The sequence below is a fragment of the Micromonospora sp. WMMD1219 genome (genome assembly GCF_049315215.1).
Classification (GTDB): domain Bacteria; phylum Actinomycetota; class Actinomycetes; order Mycobacteriales; family Micromonosporaceae; genus Micromonospora; species Micromonospora tulbaghiae.
Map to the genome: position 1 here is coordinate 4,683,023 of NZ_CP186057.1, position 20,851 is coordinate 4,703,873.

The window sequence follows — 20,851 nt, forward strand, 5'->3', positions numbered from 1 at the left end:
GGCCGGATGTCCGTTCGGAGAAGAGTCCTGCTGGTGCCGGTCCTGCTGCTGGCCGGTTGCAGCGGCCCGGCTGCGGTCCCGGCGGGCGCGCCGGCCACGGTCCCGGCCACCACGCCCGCCGCGGAACCGGCCGTGCCGGCGGCCTGCGCGGAGCGGCTGGAGACCGGCCGGCTGCCGGACTGGGCGGATGCCGGGTTCACCGGCGACACCCGGGTGCGGCACGTCTTCGGCACCCGGGGCGACATCGTGGCGATCCTGTTCGCGTACCCGCTGGTGCACGCGCGCGGCGACGGCGCGAACAACAAGATCCTCTGGGTGGCGCGCCCCGAGCCGGGCCGGTCCGAGCCGGCGCAGCGGACACCCCTGGTGATCACCGCGACGCGCGACGGGACGGACAGTCCGGTCGTCCGCCGGGTGGACGGCGGGCCCGGGCCGTCCATCGTCGACCTGCCGGCCGCCGGGTGCTGGCGGCTGCGGCTGGACTGGTCGGGGCGCGCCGACACGATGGATCTGGTGTACCGGCCGGCGTCCGGCTGACCGGCTGACCGGCATGGCCGCTCCCGGTCCGGGTAACGCTGCGTCATGGCGAAGTACACCGAGCCGGAACTGCGGGAACGCCTCAAGGCCGAGATCCGCGCCTCCGACAGGGGCGGACGGCCGGGGCAGTGGTCGGCCCGCAAGTCGCAGCTGCTGACGAACGAGTACAAGAAGGCCGGCGGGGGATTCGAGGGCCCGAAGGACGCACGGCAGCGCTCGCTGCAACGCTGGGGCGGCGAGAAGTGGCAGACCCGCAGCGGTGACACGCGCGCCCGCAACGGTGGCGAAACGCGCCGTTACCTGCCCGAACAGGCGTGGAAGGAGCTGTCGGAGAACGAACGGCGCGCCACCGACACCCGCAAGCGCCGCGCGTCGCGCTCCGGCCGCCAGTACGTGCCGAACACCGGCCCGGCGAAGCGGGCCCGCCGGGACGCCACGGCCGCCGAGCAGATCAACGAGCTGCCGGTGACCGAGGCGGTCAAGCTGGTCCGCGACCTCGACACCCGCCAGCTCGGCGCGGCGCTGCGCCGGGAGCGCGGCGGCAAGGCCCGCAAGACGCTCATCGGACGGCTGGAGTCGGAACTGGGCCGGCGCCGGGCGGCGTGAGCGCGGACCGGCCGGACACAGGCGGCGGGGCCGGTCACCGGACCGGCCCCGCCGTGGTGCGCCGGTCGTCTAGCGGCGCGGGTGCTGCGGGATGCGCGGCAGCACGTAGGGCGGACCGGAGAAGATCAGGTCCGACTTCAGCTCGTGGTACGCGAGCTTCGGCTGGTAGTTCTCGTCGTAGACGGTGGCCAGGCCCTCCGGCGGGTCGGAGAACGCCCCGGGCACCCAGGAGTGCTTGTCGGTGAAGCCCCAGAGGGTGAACGACAGGCAGTGCCGCTCGGCCAGGCAGGCCTGCATCAGCACGCTGAAGTTCGCCGCGGACGCCTGCAGGCGAGGGTTGATCTCCGCGGAGTCGCCGGCCTCCACCCCTTCGGTGATCTGGCTGCGCACGTCCACCTCGGTGAGGGCCGTGGCCAGCCCGAGCCCGGCGAACTTGCGCAGCGCCGCGGCCACCTGGAGCGTGCTGAAGTTGCCGTACTGGGTGCCCAGGTGGCCCTGTGCGCCCACGCCGTCGATCGGCACGCCCTTGGCCCGCAGGTCACGGGCCATGTTGTAGACGAACTGCGTCTTGTCGTCGGCCGGGTTGCCGGAGCCGAACGCCTCGATGTTGTAGTCGTTGTAGAACAGCAGCGCCTTCGGGTCGGCGGCGCGGGCCCAGCGGAACGCGTCGGCGATGTAGCCGGGCCCGAGGTTCTGCGCCCAGAACCCCTTGTAGTGCAGGGTGGACGGGGTGTCCCAGGGGTCGCTGACCGCCTCGTTCACCACGTCCCACTGCCAGATCTTGCCCTTGAAGTGGGTGACCACAGCGGTGATGTGGTCGCGCAGGATCTGGCGCAGCTCGGCCTTGCTGATCGAGCCGTCCGCGACCCCGCTGGTCAGCCACGCGGGCAACTGGTTGTGCCAGACCAGCACGTGGCCCCGGACCCGCTGGTTGTTCTTGCGGGCGAAGTCGATCAGCTCGTCGGCCGGGCCCCAGTTGTAGGTGCCGCGGGTGGGTTCGAGGCTCTCCCACTTCATCACGTTCTCGGCGGTGACAGTGGAGAACTCGGACGCGGCTATCTGGCGGTACTGCGGCTCGCTGGCGTCGTTGAGGGCGGCCATGTCCACTGCGGTGCCCACGTACAGGCCGTGGCGCTTGGCCAGCTCGCGCAGGCTCTGCGCGGCCGGGTCGTACGGCCGTCCGGCCGTCGCGGGGACGACGTTGAGGGCGGTGGCGGTCACGACGGCGACGGCGCCGGCGGCGAGCCAACGTCTCAGCTTCATGGTCGTTCCTTTCGGGAGGGTGCGCACGGCCGGGGGCCGGCGGTGGCGGTGCCGGGAACGCCGCGGCGTGGAACGGACCGGCGGGCGCCCGGGTGGACGGACGGTGCGGGCTTCCGAAACTTCCGGTCTCACTTCCGGAAGTAGCCCGAAACATTACGGACGCCGATAGCCGTCCGTCAATCACCGGATCGGGAGGGTGAGGTGACGCCTCAGCGCAGCGGGCGGCAGGAGGCCCGGACGACCAGCTCGGTGGGGAGCTGGATGTGCGTGTCCCGCTCGACGCCGGCGATGAGGTCGATCAGCAGGCGCAGCGACTCGGCGCCCATGCGTTGCAGCGGCTGCCGGATCGTGGTGAGCGGTGGGTCGACGAGTGCCGACTCCGGGATGTTGTCGAAGCCGATGACCGACAGGTCGTCCGGTACGCCGAGGCCGAGGCCGCGGGCGACGTCCACCGTGGAGATCGCCGAGAGGTCGTTGCCGGCGAAGATCGCGGTCGGCCGGTCGGGGAGCGCGAGCAGTTCGGCGGCGGTGCTGGCGGCGGTCTCGGTGCGGAAGCCGCCGACCCGGACGAGCTGCTCGTCGACGGGCACGCCCGCGTCGGCCATCGCCTTGCGGAACCCGGCCTCGCGCAGGCGGGCCGACTCCAGGTCGGGCCGGCCGCTGATGTGCGCGATCCGCCGGTGCCCGAGCGACAGCAGGTGGTCGGTGGCCAGCACCGCACCGGCGAAGTTGTCGGAGTCGACGGTGGGCAGGCCGGACGGGCCGGTGTGCGGGTCGACGGCCACCACGTGGAAGCCGTGCTTGGTCTCGACCACGGTCGGCGTCACGATCACCGCGCCGTCGATGAGCGTCCCGGACAGCCGGGCCAGCGAGCGCCGCTCCCACCCTATGGCCGCGCCCTCGCCGTCGCCGCTGGAGTAGGCGAGCAGCTGGTAGCCGCTGCCGGCGACCTCCCGGGAGGCGCCCTTGAGCAACTCGGTGGAGAACGGCTCGAACTCGGCGACCAGGATGCCCAGCACGTTCGTGCGGTGGCTGCGCAGGCTCTGCGCCCCGAGGCTGGCCTCGTAGCCGAGCTCGTGGATGACCTGCTGGACGCGCTCGACGGTGGCCTGCGCTACGCCGTACCTTCCATTGACAACCTTGGATACGGTTGCCACCGAGACGCCGGCCGTACGTGCCACGTCCGACATCTTGACGCGCTGCTCGAACACCACGCGGACGATGATAGAGGGCTCCTCCGGCGGGATCGAAGACGATGTCGAAAACGTTATCGATACCGATTGACTTCACGTTACGGCCCTGTAAAACTCCCCCGCAGGTAACCCGGCTAAGTGGTCGAGGAGACATCTATGGCGATGAAGCGCCGTGCTGGTGCCGTCCTGGCACTGTTTGTGACAAGCGCTCTGCTGGCCTCCGCGTGCAGTGGTGGTGGCGAGGAGGAGAAGGCCGCCGAGAGCGAGCTGTACAAGAACCCGGTGACGTTGACCTGGTGGCACAACGCCTCGCAGGACGGGCCCGGCAAGACGTACTGGGAGAAGGTCGCCAAGGACTTCTCCGCAGCCCACCCGACCGTCAAGATCGAGATCGAGGCGATCGAGACGAACCAGCTCCAGCGCACCCGGCTCCCCGCCGCGCTGCTGAGCAACGACCCGCCGGACGTCTTCCAGGCCTGGGGCGGCGGCGAGATGCGCGAGCAGGTCGAGGCCGACTACCTCAAGGACATCACCGACCAGGTGAAGGACGAGGTGGCCGACATCGGCAGCGCCTCGGAGATCTGGCAGGTGAACGGCAAGCAGTACGGTCTGCCGTACCGGATGGGCATCGAGGGCATCTGGTACAACAAGGACATGTTCGCGAGGGCGGGCATCACGGCGCCGCCGGCCACCTTCGAGGAACTCAACGCCGCGGTCACCAAGCTCAAGGCCATCAACGTCGTCCCGATCGCCCTCGGCGCCGGTGACAAGTGGCCCGCCGCGCACTGGTGGTACAACTTCGCGCTGCGTGCCTGCTCGGTCGACACGCTGAAGAAGGCCACCACCGACCGGACCTTCGACGACCCGTGCTTCGTCAAGGCCGGCCAGGATCTGAAGGCGTTCATCGACACCAAGCCGTTCCAGAACAACTTCATCGCCACGCCGGGCCAGAACGACCCGACCAGCGCCAACGGCCTGCTCGCCAACGGCAAGGCCGCGATGGAGCTGATGGGCGACTGGAACCGCGGCACCCTGGACACCGTGGCCACCGACAAGGCGGCCCTGGGTAAGTTCCTCGGCTGGTTCCCGGTGCCGGCGATCTCCGGCTCCGCCGGTGACCCGAAGGCCGCCCTGGGCGGCGGCGACGGCTTCGCCTGCTCCAAGAACGCCCCGGCCGAGTGCGTCGAGTTCCTCAAGTACCTCGTCAGCCCCGAGGTGCAGAAGGGCTACGCCGCCACCGGCACCGGCCTGCCGGTCGCCAAGGGCGCGGCCGACGGCGTCACCGACCCGGCCCTGAAGTCCATCCTGGAGTCCACCTCCTCGGCCACCTACGTGCAGCTCTGGCTCGACACCGCCTTCGGCAGCACCGTCGGCAACGCGATGAACGACGCGATCGTCGCGATCTTCGCCGGCAACGGGACACCTGAGAAGGTCGTCTCGGCCATGAAGGCGGCCGCAAGCAAGTGACGTCCGCATCGCAGACCCGTATGCCCGCCGGCGGCGTGACCGCGCCGCCGGCGGGCCTCCGGCCCGGCGCACGAGCCGCCTCACGCCGCGCCGAGACCCGCCGCAAGTGGTACGAGATCATCGGGCTGACCACGCCGGCGGTCCTCATCTACGTGCTGTTCGTGCTGGTGCCGATGGGCTTCGCGTTCTACTACAGCCTGTTCCGCTGGCGCGGCGTCGGGCCGCCCACCGAGTACGTCGGCTTCCGCAACTACACGCTCGCGTTCCAGGACCCGATCTTCCTCGACGCGCTGCGCAACAACGCGATCATCGTGTTCGGGTCGCTGCTCATCCAGGGCCCCGTCGCACTCGGCATCGCCCTGCTGCTCAACCGCCGCTTCCGCGGACGCTCGGCGTTCCGCCTGCTGGTCTTCGTGCCGTACGTGCTGGCCGAGGTCACCGTCGGCATCATGTGGAAGCTGATCCTGACCGACGGCGGCACGCTCGACGCGCTGCTGCGGTCGATCGGCCTGGGCGGCTTCGTGCAGGCGTGGCTGGCCGACCTCGACGTGGTCATCTGGACGCTGCTGTTCGTCCTCACCTGGAAGTACGTCGGCTTCGCCATCATCCTCCTGCTCGCCGGCCTGTCGAACGTGCCGCCGGAGCTGAACGAGGCGGCCGAGATCGACGGCGCGAGCTGGTGGCAGATCCAGCGTCACGTCACGCTGCCGCTGCTCGGCCCCACCATCCGGATCTGGATGTTCCTGTCGATGATCGGCTCGTTGCAGGTCTTCGACATGGTCTGGGTGACCTCGGTGCCCGCGGTGCGCTCGCTCGGCGCCTCGGCCACCATGGCCACGTACATGGTGGACAACGGCTTCTTCGCCCGGCTGTGGGGCTACGGCAACGCGGTGGCCGTGATCCTGTTCGCCATCTCCTTCGTCGCGGCGCTGCTGTTCCAGCGGTTCCTGCTCCGCCGTGACATCGAGGGCGCCATCACCCGGAAGGGGAAGTGACAGTGGCCGTGAACTCCGTACCCGCCCCCTCCGCCGGGCGCCGGCCGGTGCAGTGGAACACGCCGCTGACGTACGCGCTGGCGCTCGCGGTCGCGGCCGTGTCGATCGCGCCCGTCGTGTACGTCATCGTCGGCGGTTTCCGCACCACGCCGCAGATCGTGGACGACCCGGCCGGCCTGCCGGACCCGTGGGTCTGGGAGAACTACTACCGGGTGCTCACGCAGAGCGGCTTCTGGCGGCAGGCGTTCAACAGCGCCGTGGTCGCGTTCGGCACCACGCTCGGCGTGGTGGTGCTCGGCATGGCCGCCGCGTTCGTGCTGGCCCGTTACACGTTCCGGGGACGCGAGGCGCTCTACACCTTCTTCACCCTCGGCCTGCTGTTCCCGGCCGGCGCGGCGATCCTGCCGCTGTACCTCCTGCTGCGTGACCTGAACCTGATCAACTCCTACTACGCGGTGATCCTTCCGCAGGTGGCCTTCTCGCTGCCGCTCACGATCGTCATCCTGCGGCCGTTCCTGTCGGCCATCCCGCGGGAGCTGGAGGACGCGGCCGCCATCGACGGCGCCGGCCGGCTCGGCTTCCTCTGGCGGATCGTGCTGCCGCTGTCGCGGCCCGCGGTCGTCACCGTCGGCATCCTCGCGTTCGTGGCGAGCTGGAACGCGTTCCTCCTGCCGCTGCTCGTCCTCGGGGACGTCAACCTGCACACCCTGCCGCTGGGCGTGCAGAACTTCTCCAGCCAGTACACCACCGACACCGCGGGAGTCCTCGCCTTCACGTCGCTGGCGATGTTGCCGGCGCTGCTGTTCTTCACCCTGGCGGAGAAGCAGATCGTGGGCGGTCTCCAGGGCGCGGTCAAGGGCTGAGCGGCAGCGGTACCAGCACAACCAGTGGAAAGGCACACCATGACAGAGGTCCACGCGCTGGTGGACGGGCCGGTACCGGCTCAGGCAGGTTCGGGCCACGACCGGCCGGACGGGCCCGACGCCGAGGCGCGCGTACGGGAACTGCTCGCTCGTATGACGATCGAGGAGAAGGTCGCGCAGCTCGTCGGGTTCTGGGAGAAGGAGGACGGTGAGGCGGTCGCGCCCCTGCAGGGCGAGTTCGCCGACACCGGCCGGCTCGAGGACTTCTCCCGGCACGGGCTGGGTCACCTGACCCGCGCCTACGGCACCCGCCCGGTCGACGCCGCCGCCCGCGCGGCCTGGCTGTGGAAGTTCCAGCGGGACCTGGTGACGGGCACCCGGCTGGGCATCCCGGCCATCGTGCACGAGGAGTGCCTGACCGGCCTGTCGGCGTGGAAGGCGGCCACCTTCCCGACGCCGCTGGCCTGGGGCGCCGCGTTCGATCCCGACCTGGTCACCGAGATGGCGGCGGCGATCGGGGCCTCGATGCGCGCGCTCGGCATCCACCAGGGACTGTCCCCGGTGCTGGACGTGATCCGGGATCCCCGCTGGGGCCGGGTCGACGAGTGCATCGCCGAGGACCCGTACCTCGTCGGCACCATCGCCACCTCGTACGTGCGGGGACTGCAGTCGCAGGGCGTGCTCGCCACGCTGAAGCACTTCGCCGGCTACTCCGCCTCGCGGGCCGGGCGCAACTTCGGCCCGGTGCACGCCGGTCCCCGGGAACTCGCCGACGTGCTGCTGCCGCCGTTCGAGATGGCGCTGCTCGACGGCGACGCCCGCAGCGTCATGCACTCGTACGCCGAGATCGACGGCGTGCCGGTCGCCGCCGACCCGACCATGCTCACCGACCTGCTGCGGGACCGGTGGGGCTTCGACGGCACGGTGGTGGCCGACTACTACGGGGTGGCCTTCCTCAACCTGCTGCACCACGTCGCGGCCGACAACGCGGACGCGGCGGTGCAGGCGCTGAGCGCGGGCCTCGACATCGAGCTGCCCACCGGTGACGCCTACCTGACCCTGACCGAGTCGGTGCGGGCCGGGGCCGTCGACGAGGCGCTGGTCGACCGGGCGGTGCTGCGCGTCCTGCGCCAGAAGCAGGAACTCGGGCTGCTCGACGCCACGTTCGACGACGAGCCGCCGGGCGCGATCGACCTCGACTCGCCGGAGCACCGGTCGATCGCCCGCCGGCTCGCCGAGGAGTCGGTCGTCCTGGTCGCCAACGAGGGTGTGCTCCCGCTGCCGGCGGGCCGCCGGGTGGCGGTCGTCGGCCCGAACGCGGACCGGCAGGGCGCGCTGTTCGGCTGCTACTCCTTCCTCAACCACGTGCTGGCCCACCACCCGGGTGTGGAGACCGGCTTCGAGGTGCCGACCGTGCTGGAGGCGGTGCGCGCCGAGTTCGGCGCCGGCTCGGTCACCTTCGCGGCCGGCTGCGAGGTGGACTCGGCGGACCGGTCCGGGTTCGACGAGGCGGTCGCCGCCGCGTCCGCCGCCGACGTGGCGGTGCTCGTGATGGGCGACCACGCCAGCCTGTTCGGCCGCGGCACCGTCGGCGAGGGCTGCGACCGGGACGACCTGGAGCTGCCCGGCGTGCAGCGCCAGCTCGTCGAGGCGGTGCTGGACACCGGCACCCCGGTCGTCCTGGTGCTGCTCACCGGCCGCCCGTACACGCTCGGCTGGGCGCTGTCCCGCTGCGCGGCGGTGGTGCAGACGTTCTTCCCGGGTGAGGAGGGCGCCGGAGCGATCGCGGGCGTGCTGTCCGGGCGGGTCAACCCGTCCGGCCGGCTGCCGGTCACCCTGCCCGGCTCGGCCGGCGCGCAGCCGTACTCGTACCTGCACCCCGAGCTGGGGGAGGGCATGAACGGCACCAACCTGCCGGCGACCCCGGTGGCGCCGTTCGGGCACGGGCTGTCCTTCACCACGTTCGCGTACACCGATCTGACCGTGCCGACCGAGGTGCCGACCGACGGGACGCTGCGGGTGTCGGTGCGCGTGACGAACACCGGCCCGGTCGCCGGTGACGACGTGGTGCAGCTCTACGGCCGCGACCTGGTCGCCTCGGTGACCCGGCCGGTCGCGCAGCTGCTCGGCTACCGGCGGGTGAGCCTGGAGCCGGGCGCCTCGGTCACGGTCGAGCTGACCGTGCCGACCACGCGGCTGGCGTTCAGCGACCGCACGCTGACCCGTGTGGTGGAGCCCGGTGAGGTCGACGTCTGGGTCGGCACGAGCGCCCGGCGCGACGTCCAGGCGCGGACGACGCTGACCGGCGACACCGTCGCGATCACCGCCGAATCGCCCCGCTGGACGACGACCGACCTCCGCTGAGCCGGGTCCGCCGGTCGTCCACGGGGCGACCGGCGGACCCTTTCAGCTCATATTGGCGTTATGTCGTTTTTGACTCAGTAGGCTCCAGGATGTCATCCAGCCCGTGACCCGGGACGGTGCCGCCCGCCACGCGCGGGTCGCGTCTCGCCGCCCGGCCGGCTGGTCCCGGTCGCCGGCACCCACAGGGATGCGTGAGTCACGATGATGGACGCGGACACCATGGTCCTGCCCCGCCTCGGGGACGCCGCGGTCGAGGACCCGTGGGGCGAGGCCCGGCCGCACCGGGTCGCCGTCCGCTCCGCGACCGGCGTGCTCCGGTGGCGGATCGCGGCGTGGCTGGTGCCCGCGCTCCTGATGGGCGCGCTCGGCGCCGCCCGGATCACGACATCGGGGCCGAGTGCCGGCGAGGTGGCGACCCGGCGCGCGGCCACGTCGCAGTGGCCGGGGATCGGCGCCGCGCTGACCGGCGACGACGTCGCGCTCGGGCCGTACCACCTGCTCGTGCGCGGCTGGGCGGCGCTGTTCGGCGCGACGGACCTCGCGCTGCGCGTACCGTCCCTGCTGGCCATGATCGGGGCCGCGGCGCTCGTCGGCGCGCTCGCCGCCCGGATCGCCACGCCCGCCGCGGGCCTGGCGGCCGGGGTGATCTTCGCGGTGCTGCCGACCTCGATCCGGTACGCGCAGGAGGCGCAGCCGTACGCCCCGGCGGTGTTCGCCGCCGTGCTCGCCACCTGGCTGCTGGTGCCCGCGCTGGACCGGCCGGGCCCGCGGCGGCTCGTGCCCTACGCGGGCGCGGTGCTGCTGCTGGGCCTGTGCCAGCCGGTGGCGTTGCTGCTGCTCGCCGGCCACGGCTGGATCGTGCTGGCGTTCCGCCGCCGCGTCGCGGTCAGATGGCTGGCCGCCGTGGTCCTCGGGCTGCTCCCGGTCGCCGCGCTGCTCGGTTACGCCCTGCGCGACGGCGGTCATCTGGCGTCCGGCGTGCGGCCCGGTGCCGCCGTGCTGGCGGCCACGCCCGGAGACCTGTTCGGCGTCGCCGCGTTCGGCGGCGTGCTGGCCGGGCTGGCCCTGTTCAGCCTCCCGCTGCGGTACGCCGCCGCGATCTGCACCGCCTGGGCGCTGGTGCCCGCGCTCGGGCTGCTGGCGCTGGCGCAGGCGGTGCCGGTCTGGTCGGCGGGGAACCTGCTGTTCACGGTGCCCGCCTGGGCGGTGCTCGGCGGGGTCGCGCTGTCCCGGGCGCGTGCCGCCGGGGCCGTCGCCGTGCTGGCGCTCGTCGCGCTGCTCGCCGTGGCGGCCCAGCTTCCCGCGTGACCCGGTGACCCGTCGACGAACGGGCGATGTCTGCCTGATTCGCCCTTTTTGCGGTTGATTGTCGGCTTAGCATTCTGTCGGCTCCAGAGCCTGCAGACCATGGGGGAAACGTGGCCGTCGCCGCCGATACACGCCCGTCCCGCGCCACGACGGCCGGGACACCGGGCGCCCGCCCGATCGCGCCCGTCCCGCCCGGGACGCCGGCCGATCCGGACCGCCGGCAGCGCAACGTCCGCGCCCGCCTCGCGTACGCCCGCTGCGGCGCCACCGCCGGGCCGCTGCGGCCGCCCCGGCGCCCCGACTCGGCGGTCGAGTTCCGCCCCACCGCCTCGGTCGCCGCGCGGCTGGTCCTGACGCTGCTGGTGCTCGTCAACAGCGCCGCCGGACTGGTCTTCGTCGGCTGGCTGCTGCTGCCCCAGCACGTGCCCGGCCCCGGCGTCGTGGGGCTCGGCGGCTGGCAGACCGTCGCCGCCCGGCTCGCGTTCTGCGTCGTCGTCGGCGTCGAGCTGATCCGCCTGGCGCAGAACGTGGTGGTCTGGGTCTTCGCCTACCACGCCCGGGACCCGGTGCCGGTCGACCCGCCGGTCGGCCTGCGGGTCGCCCTGCTCACCACCATCGTGCCGAGCAAGGAGCCGATCGAGGTCGCCGAGCGGACACTGCGCCGGCTCCGCGAGATCGTCTACTGCGGCCACGTCGACGTGTGGATCCTCGACGAGGGCGACGACCCGGCGGTCCGGGCGATGGCCGCGCGGCTGGGCGTACGCCACTTCACCCGCAAGGGCCGGCCCGAGTACAACCGGCCCGGCGGCGAGTTCCGGGCCCGCACCAAGTCCGGCAACCACAACGCCTGGCGGGCCGAGCACGAGCACCGCTACGACGTGGTCGCGAACGTCGACCCGGACCACGTGCCGCTGCCGAACTTCCTGGAGCGCACGCTCGGCTACTTCCGCGACCCGGACGTCGCGTTCGTGGTGACCCCCCAGGTGTACGGCAACATGCACCAGAACTTCGTCGCCCACGGCGCCTCGGTGCAGCAGTACCTCTACAACGGGCTGATCGCCCGCGGCGGCAACGGCCTGGACGCGCCGCTGCTGACCGGCACCGGGCACCTCTACCGTCCGGCGGCCTGGCGGACCATCGGCGGCTACCAGGACTCGATCATCGAGGACCACCTCACCAGCATCCGCGTGCACGCCGCCGTCAACCCGGCCACCGGCAACCGGTGGAAGGGCGTCTACACCCCCGACGTGGTGGCGCTCGGCGAGGGACCGACCTCCTGGGCGGACTACTTCAACCAGCAGAAGCGCTGGGCGGCCGGGATCTGCGAGATCCTGCTCCGGCGCGAGCTGCGCACGCCACGCGACCTGCCGTCGCGCCGTCGCTGGCAGTACCGCCTGCTCCAGTTCTACTACCCGAGCGTGGCCGTGAGCCTGCTGCTGGGCAACGCCGCCACCGCGCTGTACCTGCTGACCGGCGTCGACGCGGGCCGGCTCGACCCGCAGGTCTGGGCGACGCTGTGGGGCTCCACCATCGGCACCTGGTTCCTGCTCTGGCTGTGGCTGCGCCGCTTCAACATCGCCCCGCACGAGCGGGAGGAGGTGGGCATGGTCGGCATGGCGCTCGCGCTGTTCGCCGGACCGGTCTACGTGGCCGCCGCGGTGGGCGCGCTGCTGCGCCGCAAGCTCGGGTTCGTGGTCACCGCCAAGGGCGCGCTGCGCACCGTCGAGTCGCCGCGCACGTTCCGGCTGCACCTGGGCTGGGCGCTCGCCGCCGCGGGGCTGCTCGCGGCGAGCTTCGCGCTCGACCACGACTACCCGCTGCTGCGGGTCTGGCCGGCGCTGACGCTGCTGACCGGGCTCGCGCCGCCGCTGATCTCCTGGGTGGAGAGTCTGCAGGCCCGGCGGGACCGGGCCGCCGAACCGGCCCGGGAGCCCCAGGTGGTGCCCCGGCCCGTGACCGACGGCGGTGTGCCGTGCTGAGGCCGACGCTGCCCCGGATGGGCCTGGCACTGGCCGGGTTGCTGCTGCTCGCGTACGCCTTCGTGGTGGCACCGGGCGCGTGGCGTGACGACCCGGGGACGGGCGCCTCGGCGCAGCGGCCCGCCCGGGCGACGCCGCAGGCCAGCACCGACGTGCCGGCCGCGGTCCTGCCGAGCCCGCGCGGCGGCCCGTTCCCCCCGGCCGGGCAGGCGTTCTTCGGGGTGATGACGGACAAGGGCCCGTACGACTTCGCGCCGGTGGACCGGTTCGCCGAGGCGGCCGGGCGATCGCCGCAGGTGATGCTCTTCGGCGCCGACTGGGCGTCGGCCGCGTTCGACCGGAGCCTGTTCGACCGGATCGCCGAGCGGGGCATGATGCCGATGCTCGGCTGGGAGCCGTGGGACCACACGGTCGACAAGGCGGCCCGCCGCACCGGCCTGACCGACCGGCAGATCGACCGGCTGCGCGCCACCCAGCCGGACTACCGGCTGGCCCGCATCGCGCGCGGCGACTTCGACGCGTACGTGCGCTCCTGGGCCGACGGCGTCCGGTCGCTGGGCTACCCGGTGGCGATCCGCTTCGCGCACGAGATGAACGGCGACTGGTACCCGTGGTGCGAGCGGGCCAACGGCAACCGCCCCGGCGACTACGTCCGGGCCTGGCGGCACGTGCACGACCTCTTCGCCGAGGCCGGCGCCACGAACGTCACCTGGGTGTGGAGCCCGAACGCCCGCTGGGACAAGACCACCGCCGGGCTCACCGGCCTCTACCCGGGCGACGAGTACGTCGACTGGGTCGGCGTCACCGGCTACTACGGCAGCGGCGCGTTCACCAAGACGTACTGGTCGTTCGACCAGATCTTCGGCCCGACGATCGCGGAGATCCGCAAGGTCACCGGCAAACCGCTCGTGGTCACCGAGACCGGCGCCGCCGACGCCGCCGGGCACAAGGCGCGGTGGATCCGGGACACGTTCCGCACCCTGCCCCGCTATCCGAACCTGATCGGGCTGATCTGGTTCGAGGTGGACAAGGAGAAGGACTGGCGCATCGCCGGCTCGCCGGCGGCGGCGACCGCGTTCGCCGAGGCGGTGGCCGCCGAGCGCTACGACGTGACCTGGTCACCGGCGGTGCGGCCGCGAGCCGGGCCCTGATCCCGCCCGTGCCGTACAGGCTCCATGTCGGACGGTGCGGCTACTCTCCACGATCATGAACGAGAGAGATCAATTCCGGCGGGCGGCGATCGAGCAGGGTGTGCCCGAGGACGAGGTGGCCCGCTTCGCGGAGCTGATCCGGTTCCAGATCCACGCCTGCCAGCGCGAGGAAGGTGTGCACGTCGGGCGGCGGGGCGGGCGGCCGCGGCTGCCGGTGGGCATGCCGTGGCCCACGTGCTCGGAGGGTTTCCCGTTGCCGTTCCTGCTGCGACTCGACTGCGCGGCGCTGCCCCGGGTTCCCGACCTCGCCCTGCCGGCCGACGGCACGCTGCTGTTCTTCCTCGACCAGGAGAGCGCACTGGACGCCTGCGGCATCGAGCCCGAGCAGGAGTTCGCGCGGGTCGTGTACGTCCCGGCCGGCGCCGAGACGGTGGACGGTGAGTACGTCGTGCCCGCCGACACCGAGATGGAGCCGTTCCTCGCCCCCGAGCACGAGATGTACGCGGGGCTCCAGGCGGAGCTGCCGGACTGGCTCGACCGCTCGGAGGAGTGGCTGAGCGCCACCCAGATCCAGCTCCTGCGCGACATGCCGCACCGCAAGGAGATGAGCGCGCTGCTCGAGCAGCTCTGGCCGGAGCGGAACTGGTGGCTGCCGGAGGACGTCTTCATCGGCGGCTACACCATCTCGGCGCAGGACCCCCCTGAGGTGATCATGGTGGATCCCGAGCGGGAGCGGCAGGCGAGGTCCCTGCCCCGCCCGGAGCGGATGGTGGCCCTGTACGAGGAACGGCAGCGGGTGATGCGCGAGTGGGTGCCACTGGCCCAGTTCGGCGTGCCGGACGAGGAGTTCGTCAACGCGCGGTTCCTGATCCGCCACGACGACCTCGCCGCCGGGCGGTTCGACAGGGCGCTGTCCTTCTGCGAGTTCACCGAGTGACGACCGTGCCGGCTCACACCAGCGTGCGGACCGCCCGCAGCGCCGCCTCCACGTCCTGCTCCCCGTTGGCGATCGTCGCGCCGAAGCGCAGGTACGACGGCCGGTAGGGGGTGCTGCTGGCGACCACACCGGCCGACCACATCCGGTTCACCGCCTCGCCCACCGGCACGCCGGTCACCTCGCAGCAGACCACACCGGCTGACAGGTCGGCGGCGCGCGGCGTGACCAGCCGGACGCCCCGGATGCCGGCGAGCCCCTCCTTGAGCCGGTCGGCCAGCTCCCGGGTGCGCTCGGCGACCCGGGCCGGGCCGATGCGCCGGTGGAACGCGAACGCGTCGGCGAGCGCCCAGCGATGCTCGAAGCTGTGGTAGCCGCCGGGCGTGTGCGCCGGGCCCGGCGGCACGGGCTGCCCACCCGCGCCGCCGGCGAGCCAGCGACCGATGCCGCGTCCGTCGAAGCTGGGGATCACCGGAGTCATCCGTGCCCACGCCCGCTCGGCGGCCCAGACCAGGCCGGTGCCGCGCGGCCCGAGCAGCCACTTGTGGCAGCCGGAGACCAGCACGTCGCAGCCGAGCTGCTCGGGCGTGGACGCGTCGGCGCCGAAGCCGTGCACCGCGTCGAGGCAGAGCAACGCCTCCGGGCTGCGCTCGCGTACCGCCTCGGCCAGCCGGCGTACCGGCAGCTTCACGCCGGTGCTGGAGTGCACCCAGGTCAGCGCCACCACCCGGGTACGCGGCGTGAGCGCCGCGGTGAGGCCCGCGACCATCTCGTCCGCCCCGGCCGTGGCCGCGTCGCGGTAGAGGCGTGCCCGGCGCACGGTCACCCCGTCGCGTTCGGCGCGCAGCCGCAGCGACTCGTGGGTGGCGTAGAAGTCGTGCTCGGTGGTCAGCACCTCGTCGCCCGGTCGCAGCCGGATCGCGCTGTAGACCAGGCCGAGGCCCATGGTCGTGGAGTCGGTGAGCGCGATGTGGTCCGAGCGGGCGCCGAGGTGCCCCGCCGCCGCGGCGAGCACCGCCCGGTCCAGCCGTTCCTCGTTCGCGGCCAGGTAGCCGGAGGCGTCCCGGTCGAGGCCGGCGCGGTGGGTGGCCACGGCGGCCCGTACCGGGGCCGGGTGCGGGGCGAAGACGAACGTGGCCAGGTGCGCCCGGGAGCGGTCGAGCGCGAACTGGGCGCGGACGCTGTCCCAACTGGCCGGATCCAGGGCGGGCGCGTCGTCGGACACCGCGGTCCCGCCCGCCGGGCGGTCCGGGTCGCAGCCGGTGGCCAGGCCGGTGACGCCCGCCGCCGCGGTCGCGCCGAGCAGGTGCCGCCGGGTCAGGCGCCGTCGGGTCGGATGCATGGGGTCAATCGTCCGCTGTGCATGTCACGGCCGGGTCACCGCCCCGGGACCGGTGATTTCACCGATGCGCGCCGGTGACCCGGACGCGGATGCTGACGCATGTCGATGTAATTCCGGCGCAAGGAGTGACCGACGTGCCCACCACCCGTTCCCGTACCCCCGTCCGTGCCCTCGCCCGTCTCGCCGTGGCGGCACTGCTCGCCACCGGCGGCGCCCTCGCCGTCCCGGCCGCGGCGAGCGCGGCCAGCCCCTACGAGCGCGGCCCGGCGCCCACGAGCGCCATCCTGGAGGCCAGCCGCGGCCCGTTCGCCACCTCGTCGATCAACGTCTCCTCGTTGAGCGTGACCGGCTTCGGTGGCGGCGTCATCTACTACCCGACCAGCACCGCCGAGGGCACCTTCGGCGCGGTCGCCATCTCGCCCGGCTACACCGCCTCCTGGTCCAGCCTGAGCTGGCTCGGACCGCGGATCGCCTCGCACGGCTTCGTGGTGATCGGCATCGAGACCAACACCCGGCTGGACCAGCCGGACAGCCGGGGCCGCCAGCTCCTGGCCGCGCTGGACTACCTGACCCAGCGCAGTTCGGTGCGCGGCCGGATCGACTCCTCGCGGCTCGCCGTGGCCGGGCACTCGATGGGTGGCGGCGGCAGCCTGGAGGCCGCGGCGGCCCGGCCGTCGTTGCAGGCCGCCGTCCCGCTCGCGCCGTGGAACCTGGACAAGACCTGGTCCGAGGTGCGGGTGCCGACGCTCATCATCGGCGGCGAGACCGACAGCGTGGCGCCGGTGGCGACCCACTCGATCCCGTTCTACAACAGCATCCCGGCGTCGTCGGAGAAGGCGTACCTGGAGCTGGACGGCGCGAGCCACTTCTTCCCGCAGACGACGAACACGCCGACGGCGAAGCAGATGGTGGCCTGGCTGAAGCGGTTCGTCGACGACGACACCCGCTACGAGCAGTTCCTCTGCCCGGGCCCGAGCGGGTCGGCGATCCAGGAGTACCGCAACACCTGCCCCAGCTCCTGATCCCCACCGCTGTCGGGGTGGTCGCCGCGCGGCGACCACCCCGACAGCGTGTCCGCCTCTTTTCCGGCGGGTTGCCCATAGGTGACACTGGATGCATGGTTTCTGCATCGACAGTGCATATAGCCTTGTGGGGCCGGGACGACGAGTGCGACGCGATCCGCCGCCTCCTCGACCGCGACGACGGCGGCGCGCTGCTGTTCCACGGGCCGCCCGGCTCCGGGCGCAGCGCCCTGCTGGCGTACGCCCGCAGGTGGGCCGGGCAGCGCGCGGTGCTCGCCGGCGCCGGCCTCGCCGACGAGGCGACACTGCCCTACGCCGGGCTGCACCGACTGCTCGACCCGGTGCTGGACGCGGACGCGGCCCTCCCGGTGCGGCAGCGGCGGCTGCTGCGCCGCGCGATCGGCGGCGACGGGTGCCCGGCCGAGCAGCGGCTGGCCCTGGCCGCGGCGGTGCGGTCCCTGCTCGCCGCCGTGGCGGCGGACCGCCCACTGCTGTGCACGGTGGACGATCTCGACACCGGCGATCCGCAGAGCGCCTGGACGCTCGCCGTGGTGGCGCGCCGGCTGCGCCGGCTGCCGGTGGCGATGCTGCTGACCGCGACCGCCCCGGCCACTGTCGACGGTGTGCCGGCCCACGTGCTGCGTCCGCTGGACGCCCACGAGTGCCACGCGATGCTCGCCGGACTGCGGGAGCGGCCACCCGCTCCGGTGGCCGCCGCACTGGCCGCGCTCAGCCGGGGCAGCCCGGCCGCGCTCGCCGACCTGGCCGGCACGCTCACCCCCGCCCAGTGGCGGGGCGAGGCGCCGCTGCCCGACGCGCCGCCGGTGGACGGCGCGCTCGCCGCCGCGTACCGGGCCCGCCTGGACCGGCTGCCGGTGCCGACCCGGCGGATGGTGCTGCTCGCCGCGCTCGACCCCGGAGACGACCCGGGCACGCTGGTGCGCGCCGCGTGGGCGGCCGGCCTGACCGTCGAGGCGCTCGCCCCCGCCGAGGCCGCCGGCCTGCTGCGCACCGGGCCCGGCGGGGTGACGTTCCCGCACCCGCTCGCCCGCACGATGATCACCGCCGTCGCGCCGCTCGCCGACCTGCGCGCGGCCCACCTGCTGCTGGCCGGCACGCTCGCCGAGGGCGCGCTGGGCCGGGCGCTGCGCCACGCCACCGCCGCCGACTGTCCGTCCGACGTGCTCGCCGCCGAGCTGACGGCGGCGGTCGACGAGGTGCCGGACCGCGCCGCCGCGGCGGTCGTGCTGCGCCGCGCCGCCGAACTGAGCCCCGACCCCGGCCGCGCCGCCGAGCTGACCATCGCCGCCGCGCGATGTGCCTGGACCGCCGGCGACCCGGACCAGGCCCGAGGGCTGCTGCGCCGCCTGACCGCCGGACCGGCGCACAGCCGGGCCGACCTGCTCCGCGGCGACATGCAACTGCGCTGCGACGCGCCCGCCGCCGCGGTCGCCACGCTGCTGGCCGCCGCCGACGCGATCGCGCCGGCCGACCGGCGGGCCGCGCTGCTCGCGCTGGTCCGGGCCGGCGAGGCCATCTGCGTCACCGGCGACCAGTACCGGTACGCCGAGGTGGCCCGCCGGGCCGAGGCGCTGCGACGGCCCGGCGACCCGCCCGAACTCGACCTGCTGGCCACGTTCGCCACGGGCGTCGGGGCGACGCTGCGGGGTGACCACGCGCGCGGCGGCCCGGCGCTGCGCCGGGTCGTCGTCATCGGCGGCCGGCTGACCGGGCCCGCGCTCACCCCCGGCGCGCTCGTCTGCGCCGCCGCAGCCGCCCTGCTGGTCGCCGTGGACGGTCCCGCGCACCGGCTCGCCGGCCGGGCGGTGGAGGTGGCCCGCGCACGCGGCGAGCTGTCGCTGCTGCCCCGGGCGCTGGAGCTGCGGGCCGTCGCCGAATACTGGCTGGGCCGGCACGAGGCCGCGGCGGAGACCGCCCGCGAGGGCGTAAGCGCCGCCCGCGCCGGCGGCCAGCACGTGTGCGCCCAGGTGCATCTCGGCATCCTCGCCGTGCTGGCCGCGGTACGCGCCGACCGGGACGCCGCGCTGGCCCGGATCGCCGAGATCGGTGACGGGGCCGCGCCGGGGAGCCGGCCGGACGCGTACGCCCGCTGGGCGCTCGGCGTGCTGGACCTGATCGACGGCCGGTACGCCGACGCGGTGGCCCGGCTGTCCGCGCTGGCCCGTACCGGCACCGGCCGGGGGCAGGTGCTGGTCCAGGTGATGGCCACGCCGTACCTGGTGGAGGCCGCCGCCCAGGACGGCGGGCGGCCGGCCGCCGCGCTGGCCGTGTTCGACCACTGGGCCAGCAGCACGGCTAGCCCGTCGCGGCGGGCGCTCGCCGCGCGCTGCCGGGCGCTGCTCGCGCCCCGCGGCGGCCCGGAGGCCGAACGGGAGTTCCACGCGGCGCTGCGGTTGCACCCGGCCGACACCGACCGGTTCGAGCGCGCCCGCACCGAGCTGCTGTTCGGCCGCGAACTGCGCCGCCGGCGCCGGCCCCGGGACGCCCGCGCGCACCTGCACCGGGCCCGGGAGGCGTTCACGCTGCTCGGCGCGACCGTCTGGGCCGACCGGGCGGGGGAGGAGCTGCGCGCGGCGGGGGAGTCGGTCGGGCCGGTGCGGCACGGTCCGGAGGAGTTGCTGACCGGGCAGCAGCTGCACATCGCCCGGCTGGTCGCGGAGGGGGCGACCAACCGGGAGATCGCCACCCGGATGTGCCTGTCCACGCGGACCGTCGACCACCACCTGCGCAACGTCTTCCACCGGCTCGGTGTGCGCTCGCGTACCGAACTGGCCCGCCTGCTGTCCTGACCGGGCGGGCCGGTTCGGTACGCGTCGTGTCGCGGCGGTCGTCGGGCCGGCCACGCGCGGGCTGTGCCGAGCCCCGGCGGCGCGAGTCGGGCCGGGCCGCGGGGCGAGCGGCGTCCGGCCGCGACGCCGTCAGCGCAGCGCGGCCACCGCGGCGTCCCCGCCGCCGCGCCAGAGCACGCCGGCCTCGGCGAAGCCGGCAGCGCGCAGCGCGTCCAGGTGCCACGCCGCGGGCGGGCTCCACTCCGGGCTGTGCCCGGTCGGGTAGATCTGCCGCCGCTTCTCCACGAGCGGGCCGAGCACCGGGTCGTCGGCCGCCTGCGCCCACCAGTCCGGCCAGGACAGCGCCGCGCCGGCACGGTGCCGGGCGTCCCGGCGCGCCCGCGCGCGCTCGCCGAGCCGTGCGGTGAGCGTCGGCATCGCGGCGTCGGGCATGTGGTCGGCGTTGACGAACACGCCGCCGGGGCGCAACACGTCGCGGATCTCGCGGTAGAGCTCGGCCAGGCGCGGACCGTCCACCCAGTGCAGCGCGGTGGCGGTGAGCACCGCGTCGTAGTCGCGGTGCGGCAGCGTGGCGGCCCAGTCGGACCGGTTGAGGTCGGCGGTCACCACAGCGGCCCGCCCGGCCAGCGCCGCCTCGGCGAGGGTGAGCAGCACCGGGTCGAGGTCGAGCACCGTCACCTCGGCGTCGGGCCGGCGGGCCAGCGTCCGCAGGCTGATCGAGCCGGTGCCGCCGGCCAGGTCGAGCACCCGTGGCGGCCGGTCGCCGGTGACCGCCTCGACGGCGTCGAGCATCGCGTCGAAGCGGTGCTCCCGGTCCGGCATGAACGTCTCCTGCTGCCGATCCCAGCTCTCCTGCCAGGCGCGCACATCCAAGTCGTAAGGAGTCATGCCGCTCACGATAGTTACCGGCAGGCGACCCTGTCGAGGCTTGTTGCCAAAGTTTTGCAATAAGCGACGGGCGTCCCGGCGGCGTCACCGGGACCGGACGTGCGGCGGGTCGACGGTGACGAGCGGGTG

Annotated in this window: 16 protein-coding genes; 12 read left to right on the forward strand and 4 right to left on the reverse strand. The window is 73.8% G+C overall.

Going from position 1 to position 20,851, the window contains the following annotated elements; all coding sequences use genetic code 11:
- Window positions 1-6: 6 nt before the first annotated feature.
- A complete protein-coding gene (locus ACN27C_RS21790; RefSeq protein ID WP_422747767.1) occupies window positions 7-537 on the forward strand; it encodes a hypothetical protein in 531 nt (176 codons plus the stop codon).
- A 45-nt stretch (window positions 538-582) separates the two neighbouring features.
- Entirely contained in the window at window positions 583-1,143 is a 561-nt protein-coding gene (locus ACN27C_RS21795; protein WP_121683744.1) for a DUF5872 domain-containing protein, read from the forward strand.
- Between the two features lie 69 nt (window positions 1,144-1,212).
- On the opposite strand, the gene ACN27C_RS21800 is transcribed toward ACN27C_RS21795, so the two are convergent.
- Window positions 1,213-2,406 (reverse strand): endo-1,4-beta-xylanase, encoded by a 1,194-nt coding sequence (locus ACN27C_RS21800; protein WP_121683745.1) that lies wholly within the window; start codon window positions 2,404-2,406, stop codon window positions 1,213-1,215.
- A 209-nt stretch (window positions 2,407-2,615) separates the two neighbouring features.
- On the reverse strand, window positions 2,616-3,620 hold the full coding sequence (locus ACN27C_RS21805; protein WP_120569507.1) for a LacI family DNA-binding transcriptional regulator: 1,005 nt from the start codon (window positions 3,618-3,620) through the stop codon (window positions 2,616-2,618).
- A gap of 177 nt (window positions 3,621-3,797) precedes the next feature.
- On the opposite strand from ACN27C_RS21805, the gene ACN27C_RS21810 reads away from it, so the two are divergent.
- From ACN27C_RS21810 to ACN27C_RS21845, 8 genes are all read left to right on the forward strand, one after another.
- Window positions 3,798-5,066 carry an ABC transporter substrate-binding protein gene (locus ACN27C_RS21810; protein WP_233585521.1) on the forward strand — a complete coding sequence of 423 codons (1,269 nt, stop codon included), beginning with the start codon at window positions 3,798-3,800 and terminating at the stop codon, window positions 5,064-5,066.
- The gene (locus tag ACN27C_RS21815; protein ID WP_121683747.1) at window positions 5,063-6,061 is read left to right on the forward strand and encodes a carbohydrate ABC transporter permease; all 999 of its coding nucleotides are present in this window, start codon (window positions 5,063-5,065) and stop codon (window positions 6,059-6,061) included. The genes ACN27C_RS21810 and ACN27C_RS21815 overlap by 4 nt, the downstream gene beginning before the upstream one ends.
- Entirely contained in the window at window positions 6,058-6,924 is an 867-nt protein-coding gene (locus ACN27C_RS21820) for a carbohydrate ABC transporter permease (RefSeq protein WP_121683748.1), read from the forward strand. The genes ACN27C_RS21815 and ACN27C_RS21820 overlap by 4 nt, the downstream gene beginning before the upstream one ends.
- A 39-nt stretch (window positions 6,925-6,963) precedes the next feature.
- On the forward strand, window positions 6,964-9,288 hold the full coding sequence (locus ACN27C_RS21825; RefSeq protein ID WP_422747772.1) for a glycoside hydrolase family 3 N-terminal domain-containing protein: 2,325 nt from the start codon (window positions 6,964-6,966) through the stop codon (window positions 9,286-9,288).
- Between the two features lie 201 nt (window positions 9,289-9,489).
- Entirely contained in the window at window positions 9,490-10,596 is a 1,107-nt protein-coding gene (locus ACN27C_RS21830; protein ID WP_350816810.1) for a glycosyltransferase family 39 protein, read from the forward strand.
- Between the two features lie 110 nt (window positions 10,597-10,706).
- Entirely contained in the window at window positions 10,707-12,575 is a 1,869-nt protein-coding gene (locus tag ACN27C_RS21835; protein WP_422747774.1) for a glycosyltransferase family 2 protein, read from the forward strand.
- Window positions 12,576-12,592: 17 nt separating this feature from the next.
- The gene (locus ACN27C_RS21840) at window positions 12,593-13,726 is read left to right on the forward strand and encodes a glycoside hydrolase family 26 protein (protein WP_233585523.1); all 1,134 of its coding nucleotides are present in this window, start codon (window positions 12,593-12,595) and stop codon (window positions 13,724-13,726) included.
- A gap of 55 nt (window positions 13,727-13,781) precedes the next feature.
- The gene (locus ACN27C_RS21845; protein WP_422747777.1) at window positions 13,782-14,663 is read left to right on the forward strand and encodes a DUF1963 domain-containing protein; all 882 of its coding nucleotides are present in this window, start codon (window positions 13,782-13,784) and stop codon (window positions 14,661-14,663) included.
- Window positions 14,664-14,676: 13 nt separating this feature from the next.
- Here the strand turns inward: ACN27C_RS21845 and ACN27C_RS21850 are convergent, their stop codons facing one another.
- Entirely contained in the window at window positions 14,677-16,002 is a 1,326-nt protein-coding gene (locus ACN27C_RS21850; RefSeq protein WP_422747779.1) for an aminotransferase class V-fold PLP-dependent enzyme, read from the reverse strand.
- Window positions 16,003-16,136: 134 nt separating this feature from the next.
- On the opposite strand from ACN27C_RS21850, the gene ACN27C_RS21855 reads away from it, so the two are divergent.
- Window positions 16,137-17,024 (forward strand): alpha/beta hydrolase family protein, encoded by an 888-nt coding sequence (locus ACN27C_RS21855; RefSeq protein ID WP_393159110.1) that lies wholly within the window; start codon window positions 16,137-16,139, stop codon window positions 17,022-17,024.
- A 95-nt stretch (window positions 17,025-17,119) separates the two neighbouring features.
- Window positions 17,120-19,834, forward strand: a complete 2,715-nt coding sequence (locus ACN27C_RS21860; protein ID WP_422747781.1) for a LuxR C-terminal-related transcriptional regulator — start codon at window positions 17,120-17,122, stop codon at window positions 19,832-19,834.
- A gap of 129 nt (window positions 19,835-19,963) precedes the next feature.
- On the opposite strand, the gene ACN27C_RS21865 is transcribed toward ACN27C_RS21860, so the two are convergent.
- On the reverse strand, window positions 19,964-20,722 hold the full coding sequence (locus ACN27C_RS21865) for a class I SAM-dependent methyltransferase (RefSeq protein ID WP_422747783.1): 759 nt from the start codon (window positions 20,720-20,722) through the stop codon (window positions 19,964-19,966).
- Window positions 20,723-20,851 lie beyond the last annotated feature (129 nt).